General features: G+C 56.0%; 14 protein-coding genes. 9 read left to right on the top strand and 5 right to left on the bottom strand.

The window, feature by feature from the left end; genetic code table 11:
* Positions 1–8 precede the first annotated feature (8 nt).
* From aspS to ruvB, 6 genes are all read left to right on the top strand, one after another.
* A complete protein-coding gene (gene aspS, locus ACR6JA_RS04430) occupies positions 9–1,781 on the top strand; it encodes an aspartate--tRNA ligase (protein ID WP_213716625.1) in 1,773 nt (590 codons plus the stop codon).
* Complete coding sequence (gene nudB, locus ACR6JA_RS04435) at positions 1,781–2,224, top strand: dihydroneopterin triphosphate diphosphatase (protein ID WP_008453929.1); 444 nt, start codon at positions 1,781–1,783, stop codon at positions 2,222–2,224. The genes aspS and nudB overlap by 1 nt, the downstream gene beginning before the upstream one ends.
* A 23-nt stretch (positions 2,225–2,247) precedes the next feature.
* Positions 2,248–2,988: a YebC/PmpR family DNA-binding transcriptional regulator gene (locus ACR6JA_RS04440; RefSeq protein ID WP_166863260.1), complete on the top strand. Its 741-nt coding sequence runs from the start codon at positions 2,248–2,250 to the stop codon at positions 2,986–2,988.
* A 40-nt stretch (positions 2,989–3,028) separates the two neighbouring features.
* Complete coding sequence (gene ruvC / locus ACR6JA_RS04445) at positions 3,029–3,550, top strand: crossover junction endodeoxyribonuclease RuvC (protein ID WP_008453933.1); 522 nt, start codon at positions 3,029–3,031, stop codon at positions 3,548–3,550.
* Positions 3,551–3,632: 82 nt separating this feature from the next.
* A complete protein-coding gene (ruvA, locus tag ACR6JA_RS04450) occupies positions 3,633–4,244 on the top strand; it encodes a Holliday junction branch migration protein RuvA (RefSeq protein WP_008453936.1) in 612 nt (203 codons plus the stop codon).
* An 8-nt stretch (positions 4,245–4,252) separates the two neighbouring features.
* A complete protein-coding gene (gene ruvB / locus ACR6JA_RS04455; RefSeq protein WP_213716627.1) occupies positions 4,253–5,263 on the top strand; it encodes a Holliday junction branch migration DNA helicase RuvB in 1,011 nt (336 codons plus the stop codon).
* A gap of 55 nt (positions 5,264–5,318) precedes the next feature.
* Here ruvB and znuB read toward each other — a convergent pair whose 3' ends face one another.
* On the bottom strand, positions 5,319–6,104 hold the full coding sequence (znuB, locus tag ACR6JA_RS04460) for a zinc ABC transporter permease subunit ZnuB (RefSeq protein WP_008453940.1): 786 nt from the start codon (positions 6,102–6,104) through the stop codon (positions 5,319–5,321).
* Positions 6,104–6,856 carry a zinc ABC transporter ATP-binding protein ZnuC gene (gene znuC, locus ACR6JA_RS04465; RefSeq protein ID WP_039294562.1) on the bottom strand — a complete coding sequence of 251 codons (753 nt, stop codon included), beginning with the start codon at positions 6,854–6,856 and terminating at the stop codon, positions 6,104–6,106. Before znuC ends, znuB begins: the two co-directional genes overlap by 1 nt.
* 79 nt (positions 6,857–6,935) lie before the next feature.
* Here znuC and znuA point away from each other — a divergent pair, with 79 nt between their 5' ends.
* The 3 genes from znuA to lpxM all read left to right on the top strand — a co-directional run bounded on the left by znuA (position 6,936) and on the right by lpxM (position 10,322).
* Positions 6,936–7,880 carry a zinc ABC transporter substrate-binding protein ZnuA gene (znuA, locus tag ACR6JA_RS04470; RefSeq protein ID WP_213716629.1) on the top strand — a complete coding sequence of 315 codons (945 nt, stop codon included), beginning with the start codon at positions 6,936–6,938 and terminating at the stop codon, positions 7,878–7,880.
* A 15-nt stretch (positions 7,881–7,895) separates the two neighbouring features.
* Positions 7,896–9,218: a murein DD-endopeptidase MepM gene (gene mepM, locus ACR6JA_RS04475; protein ID WP_008453947.1), complete on the top strand. Its 1,323-nt coding sequence runs from the start codon at positions 7,896–7,898 to the stop codon at positions 9,216–9,218.
* Positions 9,219–9,341: 123 nt separating this feature from the next.
* The gene (gene lpxM, locus ACR6JA_RS04480) at positions 9,342–10,322 is read left to right on the top strand and encodes a lauroyl-Kdo(2)-lipid IV(A) myristoyltransferase (protein ID WP_166873025.1); all 981 of its coding nucleotides are present in this window, start codon (positions 9,342–9,344) and stop codon (positions 10,320–10,322) included.
* Positions 10,323–10,378: 56 nt separating this feature from the next.
* On the opposite strand, the gene msrA is transcribed toward lpxM, so the two are convergent.
* From msrA to pyk, 3 genes are all read right to left on the bottom strand, one after another.
* On the bottom strand, positions 10,379–11,098 hold the full coding sequence (msrA, locus tag ACR6JA_RS04485; RefSeq protein WP_213716631.1) for a peptide-methionine (S)-S-oxide reductase MsrA: 720 nt from the start codon (positions 11,096–11,098) through the stop codon (positions 10,379–10,381).
* A 15-nt stretch (positions 11,099–11,113) separates the two neighbouring features.
* A complete protein-coding gene (locus ACR6JA_RS04490) occupies positions 11,114–12,874 on the bottom strand; it encodes a cytochrome c biogenesis protein DipZ (RefSeq protein ID WP_494492953.1) in 1,761 nt (586 codons plus the stop codon).
* 244 nt (positions 12,875–13,118) lie between these two features.
* Positions 13,119–14,561 carry a pyruvate kinase gene (gene pyk, locus ACR6JA_RS04495; protein ID WP_213716633.1) on the bottom strand — a complete coding sequence of 481 codons (1,443 nt, stop codon included), beginning with the start codon at positions 14,559–14,561 and terminating at the stop codon, positions 13,119–13,121.
* Between the last annotated feature and the right edge of the window lie 36 nt (positions 14,562–14,597).

Consider the following 14,597-nt stretch of genomic DNA (forward strand, 5'->3'; position numbering starts at 1 on the left):
GATATCTCATGCGTACAGTATATTGCGGGCAGCTCAATCAATCCCATGTGGGACAGCAAGTAACGCTTAGTGGGTGGGTCAATCGTCGCCGTGACCTCGGTAGCCTTATCTTTATTGATATGCGCGATCGTGAAGGCATCGTGCAGGTGTTTTTCGACCCGGACCGTCAGGAAGCGTTCCAGCTCGCCTCTGAACTGCGTAATGAGTTCTGTATTCAGGTTGTTGGCACCGTGCGTGCTCGCGACGAGCGCAACGTTAATAAAGATATGGCGACCGGCGAAGTGGAAGTGTTTGCCACCGAACTGACCATCATCAACCGCTCTGACGTGCTGCCGCTGGACTCCAACCACGTTAATACCGAAGAAGCGCGCCTGAAGTACCGTTACCTGGATCTCCGTCGTCCAGAAATGGCTCAGCGCCTGAAAACTCGCGCAAAAATTACCAGCTTCGTGCGCCGCTTTATGGACGACCACGGTTTCCTCGATATTGAAACCCCAATGCTGACCAAAGCCACGCCAGAAGGTGCACGTGACTATCTGGTGCCTTCCCGCGTCCATAAAGGTAAATTCTACGCGCTGCCGCAGTCTCCTCAGCTGTTCAAACAGCTGCTGATGATGTCCGGCTTTGACCGCTACTATCAGATAGTGAAATGTTTCCGCGACGAAGACCTGCGCGCCGACCGCCAGCCAGAATTTACCCAGATCGACGTTGAAACGTCCTTCATGACCGCGCCACAGGTGCGTGAAGTGATGGAAGACCTGGTGCGCAAACTGTGGATCAACACCATTAACGTTGACCTGGGCGACTTCCCGGTGATGACTTTCGCCGAAGCTGAGCGCCGCTACGGTTCCGACAAGCCGGACCTGCGTAATCCGCTGGAGCTGGTGGATGTGGCTGATCTGGTCAAAGACGTAGAGTTTAAGGTCTTCTCCGGCCCGGCAAACGACGCCAAAGGCCGCGTTGCCGCACTGCGTGTGCCGGGTGGCGCACAGATCAGCCGTAAACAGATTGACGACTACGGCAAGTTCATCGAAATTTACGGCGCTCGCGGCCTGGCGTACATCAAGGTTAACGAACGTGCGAAAGGCATCGAAGGTATCACCAGCCCGGTCGCCAAGTTCCTGAATGCGGACATCGTGGAAGCTATCCTGGCTCGTACTGGCGCAGCCGATGGCGACATGATCTTCTTCGGCGCGGACAGCAAGAAAGTGGTTGCCGACGCGCTGGGCGCACTGCGTCTGAAAATCGGTAAAGATTTGCAGTTAACCGATGAGAAAAAATGGGCGCCGCTGTGGGTGGTTGACTTCCCAATGTTTGAAGACAACGGCGAAGGCGGCCTGACCGCGATGCACCACCCGTTCACCGCGCCAAAAGACATGACGCCGGAAGAACTGGCGGCTCAGCCGGAAACCGCGATTGCCAACGCCTACGATATGGTTATCAACGGCTACGAAGTGGGCGGTGGCTCCGTGCGTATTCACAACGGCCAGATGCAGCAGACCGTGTTCGGCATTCTGGGCATTAACGAGCAGGAACAGCGCGAGAAATTCGGCTTCCTGCTGGACGCGCTGAAGTACGGTACGCCGCCTCATGCGGGCCTGGCGTTTGGTCTGGATCGCCTGACCATGCTGCTGACCGGCACCGACAACATCCGTGACGTTATCGCCTTCCCGAAAACCACGGCTGCCGCCTGTCTGATGACCGAAGCGCCAAGCTTCGCTAACCCGGCTTCGCTTGCCGAGCTGGGGATTGAAGTCATCAAAAAGGCAGAGAAAAACTGATGCCTTATAAGCGTCCCGTTTCGGTTCTGGTGGTCATTTACGCAGAAGATACGAAGCGGGTGCTGATGTTACAGCGGCGCGACGATCCTGATTTTTGGCAGTCGGTCACCGGCAGCCTTGAAGAAGGGGAAAGCGCGCTGCATGCCGCCCGGCGTGAAGTAAAGGAAGAGGTCGCTATCGACGTGCTCAATGAGCCGCTGCCGTTAGTTGACTGCCAGCGCCGGGTGGAGTTTGAGATATTTACTCATTTGCGTCATCGCTATGCGCCGGGGATCACGCGCAATACGGAATCGTGGTTCTGTCTTGCGCTGCCTCATGAACGCCAGATTACGATTACCGAACATCTGGCCTGGAAATGGGTGCCCGCTGAAGAGGCGGCCCTGATGACCAAGTCATGGAGCAACCGGCAGGCGATTGAAGAGTTTGTAATTGATGCCGCCTGATACAGGCGCTTTTGGAGATTGTTATGGCAGGTCATAGTAAGTGGGCCAACACGAAACACCGCAAAGCGGCACAGGATGCCAAGCGCGGTAAGATTTTCACCAAAATTATTCGCGAGCTGGTAACGGCTGCCCGTCTGGGCGGCGGTGATGCAGGGTCTAACCCGCGTCTGCGCGCAGCTATCGATAAAGCGCTGTCGAACAACATGACGCGCGACACCCTGAACCGTGCGATTGCACGCGGCGTGGGCGGCGATGATGATGCGAACATGGAAACCATCATTTATGAAGGTTACGGCCCTGGCGGCTCAGCCGTGATGGTGGAATGCCTGAGCGACAACCGTAACCGTACCGTTGCCGAAGTGCGCCACGCGTTCAACAAATGCGGCGGGAACCTGGGCACCGACGGCTCCGTAGCCTATCTGTTCAGCAAGAAAGGGGTTATCTCCTTCGAAGCAGGTGACGAAGATCAGATCATGGAAGCTGCGCTAGAAGCCGGTGCTGAAGACGTTGTGACCTTCGACGACGGCGCTATCGACGTTTACACCGCGTGGGAAGAGATGGGCGTGGTGAAAGATGCGCTGGAAGCAGCGGGCCTGAAGGCGGACAATGCAGAAGTTTCAATGATCCCTTCCACCAAAGCAGACATGGATGCGGACACCGCGCCTAAGCTGATGCGTCTGATCGACATGCTGGAAGACTGCGATGACGTGCAGGAGGTTTACCACAACGGTGAGATCTCCGACGAGGTGGCGGCTACCCTTTAATGGCGCAGCCAACATCTGACCTGTACTCAGGAGACGCGTGATGGCGATTATTCTCGGCATCGACCCGGGATCGCGCGTCACCGGTTACGGCGTTATTCGCCAGACTGGGCGGCAGTTGACCTATCTGGGCAGCGGCTGTATCCGAACGCAGGTTGCCGACTTACCCTCGCGTCTGAAGCTTATCTACGCGGGGGTGAGCGAAATCATTACCCAGTTCCAGCCCGAGTATTTTGCCATCGAGCAGGTGTTTATGGCGAAAAATGCGGATTCCGCGCTTAAGCTGGGGCAGGCGCGCGGCGCGGCCATTGTCGCTGCGGTGAATGCTGACCTGCCGGTGTTTGAGTACGCGGCACGTCAGGTAAAGCAAACCGTGGTGGGCATAGGCAGCGCGGAGAAAAGCCAGGTTCAACACATGGTGCGCACGCTGCTTAAGCTCCCGGCCAACCCGCAGGCGGATGCGGCGGATGCGTTGGCTATCGCCATTACGCATTGCCATGTGACGCAAAACTCGGTCCAGATGAGCGAATCGCGGCTTAATTTGGCGCGAGGGCGATTAAAATAATTAAGGCTGGATATCTATCCAGCCTTTTTTATATCATAGCGTTACTTTTTCGCGCATCAACGTAAATACGCAGGAGCACATTGTGATAGGTCGACTCAGAGGCATCGTTCTGGAAAAGCAGCCCCCATTGGTATTGCTGGAAACCAACGGCGTGGGTTACGAAGTGTATATGCCTATGACCTGCTTCTATGAGCTGCCGGACATTGGCAAAGAGGCGGTGGTGTTCACTCAGTTCGTGGTGCGTGAAGACGCTCAGCTGCTTTACGGGTTTAACAATAAGCAGGAGCGGACGCTGTTTCGCGAGCTGATTAAAGTAAACGGCGTAGGGCCAAAACTGGCGCTGGCTATTCTCTCCGGGATGTCGGCTCAGCAGTTCGTGAATGCCGTCGAGCGCGAAGAAATTGGCTCCCTGATCAAGCTGCCGGGCGTGGGTAAGAAAACCGCCGAGCGCCTGATTGTGGAGATGAAAGACCGCTTCAAAGGCATGCATGGCGACCTGTTTACCCCGGCAGCCGATCTGGTGCTAACCTCGCCGGATAACGGCCAGGCAGACGATGCCGAGCAGGAAGCCGTTGCTGCCCTCGTTTCTCTGGGCTATAAACCACAGGAAGCCAGCCGCATGGTCAGTAAAGTGGGCCGTGCCGGTGCCGACAGCGAAACCCTGATCCGCGAAGCGCTCCGCGCGGCGCTATGAGGTAGAGGATGATTGAAGCAGACCGCCTGGTATCCCCAGGAAATATCACCCAGGACGAGTTAATCGATCGTGCCATTCGCCCGAAGCTGCTCGAAGAGTACGTCGGGCAGCCGCACGTGCGCTCGCAGATGGAAATCTTCATTCAGGCGGCCAAGCTGCGCGGCGATGCGCTCGATCATCTGCTGATTTTTGGCCCGCCTGGGCTGGGGAAAACCACCCTGGCTAACATCGTGGCCAACGAGATGGGCGTGAATTTGCGAACCACCTCCGGCCCGGTGCTCGAGAAAGCTGGCGATCTGGCGGCAATGCTAACCAATCTTGAGCCTCACGACGTACTGTTTATCGATGAGATCCACCGCCTTTCCCCGGTGGTGGAAGAGGTGCTGTATCCGGCGATGGAAGACTATCAGCTGGATATCATGATTGGCGAAGGCCCGGCTGCACGTTCGATTAAAATCGATCTGCCACCGTTCACCCTGATTGGCGCGACCACCCGCGCGGGCTCCCTGACTTCGCCACTGCGCGACCGTTTCGGCATTGTGCAGCGCCTGGAGTTTTATCAGGTGGCCGACCTGCAGCATATTGTCGGGCGCAGCGCCAGCGTGCTTGGGCTGGAGATGAGCGATGATGGTGCTCTGGAAGTTGCCCGCCGCGCTCGCGGTACGCCGCGTATTGCCAACCGCTTACTTCGCCGCGTTCGCGACTTTGCCGAAGTAAAGCATGACGGGGCGATTACTGCCGACGTAGCAGCGCAGGCGCTGGACATGCTGAATGTGGATAGCGAAGGGTTTGATTACATGGACCGCAAGCTGTTGCTGGCGGTGATCGACAAGTTCCTCGGTGGCCCGGTTGGGCTGGATAACCTTGCCGCTGCTATCGGCGAAGAGCGAGAAACCATTGAGGACGTGCTGGAGCCGTTCCTGATTCAGCAGGGCTTTCTGCAGCGAACGCCGCGCGGGCGTATTGCCACGCCGCGGGCCTGGACGCACTTTGGGATTGTCCCTCCGGCTCAGCCGTGAATATTCCGCAATAAAAAAGGCGCCTCAGGGCGCCTTTGTCGTGTCTACGTGAGGTCTAAGCCGGCTGCTTTTTAGCCATGCTAAGGATAAACAGCGCGGCGGCGGCCAGCACAACGGATGGGCCTGCTGGAGTATCGTAAAGTGCCGAGAAAGCCAGCCCGCCGGTGACGGCAATCATACCAATGAGAACCGCAAAGCCCGCCATTTGTTCAGGCGTTCGGGCAAAGCGCCTTGCGGTTGCGGCCGGTATAATCAGCAGCGAGGTAATGATGAGCGCCCCGACGAATTTCATTGCAACACCGATGGTGAGGGCGGTCACCAGCATCAACAGCATTTTCACTCGCTGAAGATTGACGCCGTCCACGTGGGCAAGGTCCGGGCTGATGGTCATCGCCAGCAGGCTACGCCACTGCCAGGCCAGTACGCCAAGCACGACGGCCACTCCAGCGGCAATGGAGATAATGTCCGACGGCGTGACTGACAGTAAATCGCCGAAAAGGTAAGCCATGAGATCGACGCGGACGTTAGACATCAGGCTGACCACCACCAGACCGAGCGACAGGGCGCTGTGCGCCATAATACCCAGCAGAGTATCAATGGCGAGGTGAGGGCGTTTCTCCAGCCAGACCAGGCCAATAGCAAGTAACAACGTCACTGCGATAACGGCATAAAAAGGGTTCACATTGAGCAGCAGACCAAACGCGACGCCCAGCAATGAGGCGTGAGCCAGCGTATCGCCAAAATAGGACATCCGACGCCAGACCACAAAAGAGCCCAGCGGCCCTGCCGCACAGGCGAGCAAAATCCCGGCCAGCCAGCCGGGCAACAACAATTCAAGCATTACTGTCCATTCCCTCTGCGCAGAACGATGCGACCCTGCAGATCGTGACGGTGGTTATGATGGTGGCGATAAATGCCCAGTTGTTCGGCACCGATGGGCCCAAACATCGAGATAAACTCAGGATGGGTGGAGACGACTTCTGGCGTACCGGAGCAGCAAATATGGTGGTTCAGGCACAGCACTTCATCGGTTTTGGCCATGACGAGGTGCAGGTCATGAGAAACCATCAGCACCGCGCAGTTCAGCTCATGGCGAAGCTGGTCAATCAGATTATAAAGTGCGAGCTGGCCGTTGACGTCCACGCCCTGGGTGGGTTCATCCAGTACCAGCAGATGAGGCTCATTCAACAACGCTCTCGCCAGCAGAACGCGCTGGTTTTCACCGCCAGAGAGCTTCTGCATTGGCGCATCTATCAAATGAGCAGCCTGCACGCGTTTAAGTGCCGGGAGAATGTCGGCCTTTTTTACTCCCGGGCGTAGGCGCAGGAAACGACTAACCGTGAGCGGCAGCGTGGCGTCCAAATGAAGTTTTTGCGGCACGTAGCCAATGCGCAGATGCCTGTCGCGCTTAATGACGCCCTGGTCGGGTGTGACCAACCCGAGCACGACGCGCACTAAGGTGGATTTACCTGCACCGTTTGGCCCCAACAGCGTAAGAATACGGCCAGGTTTTAGCGCAAGTGAGATATCGGCCAGCACGCGTCGCTGGCCGAAAGAGACCGAGATATTTTCCAGTTCAACCAAATTTGTCATGACAATTTCAGGGGTTGCATAAGTTAGCGGATGTTATAATATCACAATTATTCTGATTATCACGATGATAAGTTGCATTATGTTACATAAAAAGACACTTCTTTTCGCTGCATTTTCCGCCGTCCTCTGGGGCTCTGCCGTCACCGACACTAACGCCGCCGTTGTGGCGTCCATCAAGCCTCTGGGCTTTATCGCTTCAGCCATTGCCGATGGGGTGACTAGCACAGAAGTATTACTGCCTGATGGCGCCTCTGAGCACGACTATGCACTTCGTCCGTCTGATGTAAAACGCTTACAGGGCGCGGACTTAGTTGTATGGGTTGGGCCAGAAATGGAAGCCTTTATGCAGAAGTCCGTGCGCCAGATCCCCGAGCAAAAACAGCTTGAGCTGGCGGCGCTTGCCGGCGTGAAACCGCTGCTCATGAAAGGCGGTGACGACGACGACCATGAGCACGGCGATGAACATGGCCATGGCGCAAAGAGTGACGCAGATCACCATCACGGTGAATACAACTTGCACATTTGGCTCTCCCCAGAAGTGGCGCGGCTGTCGGCGGTTGCAATCCACGATAAATTAGTGGAACTTATGCCCGAAAATCGAGCCAAACTTGACGCCAACCTGAAAGATTTCGAGTCAGGCTTAGCCGACGCCGATAAACAGGTGGGTTCCGTGCTGGCACCGCTGAAAGGAAAAGGGTATTTCGTTTTTCATGACGCCTATGGCTACTTTGAAAAACAGTACGGTTTAACGCCGCTTGGCCACTTTACCGTTAACCCTGAAATACAGCCTGGTGCGCAGCGTTTACATGAAATCAGAACACAGTTGGTTGAGCATAAAGCGGTTTGCGTTTTTGCTGAGCCACAATTCAGGCCAGCGGTAATTAACGCCGTTGCCAGAGGCACTAACGTTCGCTCCGGCACCTTAGATCCTCTGGGAATTGAAGTCGCATTGGGTAAAAACAGCTATATGCAGTTTATGACCGGACTTGCGAACCAGTATGCGAGCTGCCTGAAAGGAGATTAACGAGGAAGTGAATACGTGCAACAGATAGCCCGCTCTGTCGCCATGGCATTTGACAATTTATCACGGCCCCATCGCGTTATGCTGGGGTCGCTTACGGTTCTCACTCTGGCGGTCGCGGTATGGCGACCGTCAATTTACCATCCGCAGTCCAGTCCGATAATCAAGACCATCGAACTTCAAAAAAGCGAAATACATTCGCTACTGCCGGAAGCCAGCGAACCCCTCGACCAGTCCCCGGACGCCGAAGATGACACCCTGCCTCAGGATGAGCTGGATGATAAAACCTCCGGCGAAGCGGGCGTTCATGAATATGTCGTTTCCACAGGCGATACGCTAAGCAGCATTCTGAATCAGTACGGCATCGATATGGGTGACATCAGCCAGCTCGCTTCCGCTGATAAAGACCTGCGAAACATGAAAATTGGTCAGCAGCTTTCCTGGACGCTTAACGCAGACGGCGATTTGCAGCGTCTGACCTGGGAAATGTCGCGCCGTGAAACGCGCACTTACGATCGCACTGATAACGGTTTCAAAATGAGCAGCGAAACCCAGCAGGGCGATTGGGTTAACAGCGTGCTGAAGGGCACGGTGGGGGCAAGTTTTGTTTCCAGCGCACGTGATGCCGGTTTGACTAGCGCAGAAATCAGTTCTGTTATCAAAGCAATGCAGTGGCAGATGGACTTCCGCAAGCTGAAGAAGGGCGATGAATTCTCCGTGTTGATGTCCCGCGAAATGCTGGACGGCAAGCGTGAGCAGAGCCAACTGGTCGGCGTGCGCCTGCGCAGCGACGGCAAAGATTACTACGCCATTCGCGCTGAAGACGGCAAATTCTACGATCGCAACGGCTCTGGCCTGGCTAAAGGTTTCATGCGTTTCCCTACCGTGAAGCAGTTCCGCGTTTCCTCTAACTTCAACCCTCGTCGTCTTAACCCGGTGACCGGCCGCGTCGCGCCGCACAAAGGCGTTGATTTTGCGATGCCGCAGGGAACGCCAGTGCTGGCTGTCGGGGATGGTGAAGTGGTAATGGCGAAGCGCAGCGGGGCTGCAGGTTACTTTGTGGCTATCCGCCATGGCCGGACTTATACCACCCGTTACATGCACCTTAAGAAGCTGCTGGTGAAACCTGGCCAGAAAGTGAAGCGCGGTGACCGTATTGCACTCTCTGGCAATACCGGGCGTTCTACCGGCCCGCATCTGCATTACGAAGTGTGGATCAACCAGCAGGCGGTTAACCCGCTGACGGCCAAGCTGCCGCGTTCTGAGGGCCTGACTGGCTCCGATCGCAGTGATTACCTGGCGCAGGTTAAAGACGTACTGCCGCAGCTGCGCATCGACTGATTTTTACCTTTGACGAAAAGCCGGTTCTTGTAACCGGCTTTTTCTTTTGTCTGCTGGCCGCTGCCCCGCTAAAATAACGATAAATTTGTCTCGCCAGACTGCTGGCGAACTACTGAGAGCCGCATGGAAAAAGCAAAAAAAAACCACAGTGAGTTTATCCCTGAATTTCAAAAAGCCTTTTTGCACCCGCGTTACTGGGGCGCATGGCTTGGCGTTGGCGCTTTTGTCGGGCTGGCGCTTCTTCCTCCGGGGCTCCGGGATCCTTTGCTGGGGAAGATTGGGCGCTTAGCGGGGCGCCTGGGCAAAAGCGCCAGACGCCGGGCACAAATTAACCTGCTTTACTGCTTTCCTGATTTACCGGAAGCCGAGCGTGAATCAATCATCGATCGCATGTTTGCCACGGCGCCGCAGGCGATGGTGCTAATGGCGGAATTGGGGCTGCGTGACCCGAAAAAGGTCATGGCTCGCGTGGACTGGCACGGCAAAGAGATTGTGGATGAAATCCGTGCTAAAGAGGAAAACGTGATTTTCCTCGTGCCGCACGGCTGGGCCGTCGATATTCCGGCTATGCTGATGGCCTCTGAAGGCCAGAAAATGGCGGCGATGTTCCACAACCAGGGCAACCAGCTGTTTGACTATGTCTGGAATACGGTGCGCCGTCGCTTTGGCGGCCGGATGCATGCCCGCAACGACGGGATCAAACCGTTTATCAGTTCCGTTCGCCAGGGCTATTGGGGTTACTATCTTCCCGATCAGGATCACGGGCCAGAACACAGCGAATTTGTCGATTTCTTTGCGACCTACAAAGCAACTCTCCCGGCCATTGGGCGACTGATGAAAGTGTGTCGTGCCCGCGTGATCCCGCTGTTCCCGGTTTATAACAGCGACACTCACCGGCTGGATATTTTTATTCGTCCGCCGATGGATGATCTGCTCGAGGCCGATGACCATACCATCGCCCGCCGGATGAACGAAGAGGTTGAATTGCTGGTGGGCCCGCATCCGGAGCAATATACCTGGATCCTCAAGCTCCTGAAGACCCGTAAAGAGGGCGAGATAGAGCCTTACTGCCGGGATGAGCTGTACCCGAAAAAGAAAAAATAGCGCATATTGCGTAATGGAAAACCGCGCCACTGTCTTTCACTGGCGCGGTTTTTTTTTCACCCTTTCACCAGCACCGGATCTTTGTTCCACAACGCCGGGAAGAGTTGTTTAAGCTGCTCGACTTTGGGGATGTCGTTGATCGCGATGTAAGGGTAATTTGGGTTGTCGTTCAGGAAATTCTGGTGGTATTTCTCCGCCGGGTAGAACTGCGCATGTTCTTCAATCGTGGTGACTAGCGGCGCACTAAAACTATGGCTGGCGTTGAGTTGCGTGATATACGCTTTGGCCACCTTCGCCTGTGATTCGCTGAGCGGAAAAACGGTAGAACGGTATTGCGTTCCGTAATCCGGCCCCTGGCGGTTTAGCTCCGTGGGGTTGTGCGCGACGGAAAAGAAGACCTGTAATAGCTGACCATAAGTCACTTTGGCCGGATCAAATATAACCTGCACGGATTCGGCGTGCCCGGTCATCCCCATGCTGACCGTCTCATAATTCGCCGTCCGTGCTTTACCGCCCGTATAACCAGATATTGCGCTGGTTACGCCTTTTACATGCTGAAAGACGCCCTGAACGCCCCAGAAACAACCTCCGGCAAAGACGGCGGTTTCAAGATGTGTGCCCGTGGGCGACTCATCCTGCAGTGGTGCAGGAATCGCCACCGCACGTTCGGGTTCGGACCAGGCCGTATTCTGAAAGACAAGTGCAGCAACGATAAGCGCAGGCGCGCTGAACAACGCTACCCGGCGTTTGGTGGACGAAAAGAGTGTCGGTTTCATCGTAATGCTCCCCGGTTAACCGAACGTGAAGGCATAGGCGTTCACGCCCGGATCTTCAAATTCAATACTGAACGTGTGTTCGCCGCTGCCGCTCGACTGGCGAATCAGCTGGTAAAGGCGCTGTTCCGTCACCGTGCCGCTGCCGTCCGGGGCAACATCTGAACCGTGAACGCTGCCGGGCGCCTGGTCGTCGATTGTGACTTTAAAACGCACCGGCTTGCCTGCTGTGCCAGGGCCGAGAACGAGGTGCAGATCGCGAGCATGAAACTGGTAAACAATGCGACCATTCGGGCGATTAAGCGTGATGTTCTCCCCGCCGATGGTCCAGTTACCTTCGAGTCCCCAGCTGTCCAGCGGCAGTGCGGAAGGCTTTTTGTAGTCTGCCGGTTTATCTCCGGTGACTTCGCCAGAGGCAAAGTTCTGCGCCCGCATATAGCCGAGGTAGGTTTCTGGAGAGATGTCATTCTGGCCGCTGGCCGCCTGCTCTACGCCGCTGGCAGAAACGGAGCTGATGCCGCTGTTAACATTTTTAGCGCCTGCCTGGCGCAGCAGCGCCTGAATAACGCGTTCGGATTGCGCATAGTCGCCTTCGCCAAAGTGCTCGTAGCGAATATGGCCGCTGGCATCAATAAAGTAGTGCGCTGGCCAGTACTGGTTATTGAACGCCCGCCAGATGCTGTAATCATTATCAATGGCGACAGGATAAGTTACGCCCAGTTTCTTAGCTTCTTTGGTCACGTTATTGACGTCACGCTCAAAGGCGAACTCCGGCGCGTGGACGCCAATCACCACCAGGCCCTGATCGCGGTATTTTTCGGCCCAGGCTTTCACATACGGTAAAGAACGCAGGCAGTTAATGCAGGAGTAGGTCCAGAAATCGACGAGGACGACTTTGCCTTTCAGCGATTCAGCGGTCAGTGGTGGCGAGTTTAGCCACTGTGTCGCACCGCTCAACGAAGGCATCACGCCAGCATCGGTCAACGTTGGAATGGCGTCGTCATCTGACGTTTTCACCACGGAGGCGGGCGTGGGGGCATTGGCCGTGGTGCTGTCAGGGGAGAAGCGTTTCACCAGCGCTTGTTCGATGCCGCCGGTTGACGCTGTAGAAAGTCGGGCCAGTACGCCAGTATCTAAGCCAAAAGAAATAGCGACGACGCCCAGTAACATCCCAGCGCCCAGAATTCGACGGATCCATTCCCCTACGCCCAGAGAGCGTTTCATGGCGCTGAATACTTTGCCACCGATCAAAAGCGCCAGCGCCAGTGAGGTGGCCGCACCTGCGGCATAAGACAACAGCAACAGCGTAGATCCTACATTTGCCCCCTGCAGGGCCGCACCGGTCAGCACCAGTCCCAGAATGGGGCCAGCGCAGGGTGCCCAAAGCAGCCCGGTTGCAACACCTAGTAAAAACGAGGCGCCTGGACCTGCTGGCTGGCCCGGAGCCACGCGGTTAGACAGCGAGTTACCCGCGTTAACCAGAGGGTGCATGACGCGCTCAGCCAGGCGAGGGAATAGCAGCGTGATACCAAACACCGCCATCAACACTAATGCCACGCCGCGGCCATATTGGTTGGCCGCGACGACCCAGCCACCGCCGACGGCTGCCAGCGTTGCGAATAACGTGAACGTTAACGCCATGCCCGCCAGAAGCGGCAGCCCTGTGCGGACAAACGGCTGGTCGGATCGTGCAAAAACAAACGGCAGTACCGGCAGGATACAAGGGCTGGCGATGGTTAACAGGCCGCCCAGATAAGCAAGAATTATGACCAGCATCATGATGTTCCTGTGTCAGAGTGAGAACGGAGAGCCGGGCGGAAAGAACGGGGCTCCTCATGTATTTATGCCTGCACTTTATAAAAAGAATACTTACTAAATCCTCCTCAAGAGTTAACAATTTCGTGATAACTCCAGGGGGGATAAACAGGGCGTGCAAACGCAGCGGCGAGTACCGTCAGGCACTCGCCGCTGATTTAATGAGGATGTTTCTGGGGGAAAGCAGGCGGGGGATGCCTGCTAACACTTACTCAACGCACAAGATACGCGTGGTGTTGGTGGTGCCAATGGTGCTCATCACGTCGCCCTGGGTCACGATGACCAGGTCGCCAGAAATCAGGTAGCCTTTATCACGCAGGAGGTTTACCGCATCGTTAGCGGCGGCGACGCCTTCGCTTGCGCTGTCAAAGTAAACCGGGGTCACGCCGCGATAGAGTGACGTGAGGTTCAGCGTACGCTCATGGCGAGAGAGCGCAAAAATAGGTAAGCCGGAGCTGATACGGGACGTCATCAGCGCGGTACGCCCGGACTCGGTCATCGAAATGATGGCGGTAACCCCTTTGAGGTGGTTAGCGGCATACATCGCGGACATCGCAATGGCTTCTTCAACGTTATCGAACTGCACGTCGAGACGGTGCTTGGAGACGTTAATGCTTGGGATTTTCTCTGCGCCCAGGCAAACGCGCGCCATTGCCGTTACGGTTTCAGCAGGATACTGGCCTGCCGCCGTTTCTGCCGACAGCATCACCGCATCGGTGCCATCGAGTACGGCGTTTGCCACGTCCATGACTTCCGCACGGGTTGGCATTGGGTTGGTGATCATCGACTCCATCATCTGGGTGGCGGTGATCACGGCACGATTCAGCTTACGTGCACGACGAATCAGGGTTTTCTGGATGCCAACCAGCTCCGGGTCGCCGATTTCTACGCCCAGGTCACCGCGGGCTACCATCACCACGTCAGAGGCGAGAATAATGTCGTCCATTGCGGCTTCGTCGCAAACGGCTTCCGCGCGTTCTACTTTCGCCACAATTTTCGCATCGCAGCCCGCATCACGCGCCAGGCGGCGTGCGTAGTTCAAATCTTCGCCGCAGCGTGGGAAGGAGACGGCCAGGTAATCAACGCCAATTTTTGCAGCGGTAACAATGTCGGCTTTGTCTTTGTCGGTCAGCGCTTCTGCAGACAGACCCCCGCCCAGCTTGTTGATCCCTTTGTTGTTAGACAGCGGGCCGCCTACGGTCACTTCGGTAAACACTTTCAGGCCCTGGACTTCCAGCACTTTGAGCTGCACGCGGCCATCGTCGAGCAGCAGGATGTCGCCTGGGACAACGTCGGCCGGCAGGCCTTTATAGTCGATGCCCACTTTCTCTTTGTCGCCTTCGCCTTTGCCGAGGTTGGCATCCAGCAGGAATTTGTCGCCCAGGTTAAGGAATACTTTGCCTTCTTTGAAGGTAGATACGCGAATTTTAGGGCCTTGCAAATCGCCGAGGATCGCCACATGGCGCCCCAGTTTTGCGGCAATTTCACGCACTTTATCTGCACGCAGCTGATGGTCTTCAGCTGAGCCGTGGGAGAAGTTCATTCGCACCACGTTAGCGCCGGCGGCAATAATTTTTTCTAAATTATTATCGCGGTCGGTTGCCGGGCCTAAGGTGGTAACGATTTTGGTTCTACGTAGCCGTCTGGACATGTATTACTCCGTTGACTGAAACAACTTGGTGTTGCG

It is taken from the genome of Cedecea sp. B1(4), assembly GCF_059414925.1.

Excerpts from the sequence above, each read along its gene's own strand:
- znuB (WP_008453940.1), bottom strand. The coding sequence starts at position 6,104 with ATGCTTGAATTGTTGTTGCCCGGCTGGCTGGCCGGGATTTTGCTCGCC.
- aspS (WP_213716625.1), top strand. The coding sequence starts at position 9 with ATGCGTACAGTATATTGCGGGCAGCTCAATCAATCCCATGTGGGACAG.
- ACR6JA_RS04440 (WP_166863260.1), top strand. The coding sequence starts at position 2,248 with ATGGCAGGTCATAGTAAGTGGGCCAACACGAAACACCGCAAAGCGGCA.
- ACR6JA_RS04490 (WP_494492953.1), bottom strand. The coding sequence starts at position 12,874 with ATGATGCTGGTCATAATTCTTGCTTATCTGGGCGGCCTGTTAACCATC.
- lpxM (WP_166873025.1), top strand. The coding sequence starts at position 9,342 with ATGGAAAAAGCAAAAAAAAACCACAGTGAGTTTATCCCTGAATTTCAA.
- pyk (WP_213716633.1), bottom strand. The coding sequence starts at position 14,561 with ATGTCCAGACGGCTACGTAGAACCAAAATCGTTACCACCTTAGGCCCG.
- nudB (WP_008453929.1), top strand. The coding sequence starts at position 1,781 with ATGCCTTATAAGCGTCCCGTTTCGGTTCTGGTGGTCATTTACGCAGAA.
- znuA (WP_213716629.1), top strand. The coding sequence starts at position 6,936 with ATGTTACATAAAAAGACACTTCTTTTCGCTGCATTTTCCGCCGTCCTC.
- znuC (WP_039294562.1), bottom strand. The coding sequence starts at position 6,856 with ATGACAAATTTGGTTGAACTGGAAAATATCTCGGTCTCTTTCGGCCAG.
- ruvC (WP_008453933.1), top strand. The coding sequence starts at position 3,029 with ATGGCGATTATTCTCGGCATCGACCCGGGATCGCGCGTCACCGGTTAC.
- ruvB (WP_213716627.1), top strand. The coding sequence starts at position 4,253 with ATGATTGAAGCAGACCGCCTGGTATCCCCAGGAAATATCACCCAGGAC.
- msrA (WP_213716631.1), bottom strand. The coding sequence starts at position 11,098 with ATGAAACCGACACTCTTTTCGTCCACCAAACGCCGGGTAGCGTTGTTC.